The sequence below is a fragment of the Streptococcus sp. 2022WUSS037 genome (assembly GCF_044427225.1).
GTDB lineage: Bacteria > Bacillota > Bacilli > Lactobacillales > Streptococcaceae > Streptococcus.
In genome coordinates this window covers 1-513 of sequence record NZ_JAOTGJ010000078.1, presented here as the reverse complement: position 1 = coordinate 513, position 513 = coordinate 1, and the positions used below count along the sequence as shown (strand labels likewise).

Below are 513 nucleotides of genomic sequence, written 5' to 3'. Positions count from 1 at the left end.
TATAGTAAAATGAAACAAAAACAGTACATTTGTGGTATAATGTATTTATGGCATATTCATTAGATTTTCGTAAAAAAGTTCTCGCATACTGTGAGAAAACGGGCAGTATTACTGAAGCATCTGTTATTTTCGATATTTCACGCAACACCATCTATCAATGGCTAAACTTAAAAGAGAAAACAGGCGAGCTTCATCACCAAGTTAAAGGAACCAAACCAAGAAAAGTTGATAGAGATAAATTAAAGAACTATCTTGAAACTCATCCAGATGCTTATTTGACTGAAATAGCTTCTGAATTTGACTGTCATCCAACAGCTATTCATTACGCTCTCAAAGCGATGGGATATACTCGAAAAAAAAGAGTTGTACCTACTATGAACAAGACCCTGAAAAAGTAGACTTGTTCCTTAAAGAGTTTAATAACTTAAGCCATCTGACTCCTGTTTATATTGATGAGACAGGGTTTGAGACATATTTTCATCGAGAATATGGTCGCTCTTTGAAAGGTCAGTT

Annotated in this window: 1 pseudogene; it reads left to right on the top strand. The window is 34.3% G+C overall.

Going from position 1 to position 513, the window contains the following annotated elements:
- Positions 1–47: 47 nt before the first annotated feature.
- A pseudogene (locus ODU55_RS11675) lies at positions 48–513 on the top strand (IS630 transposase-related protein); the annotation flags it as partial.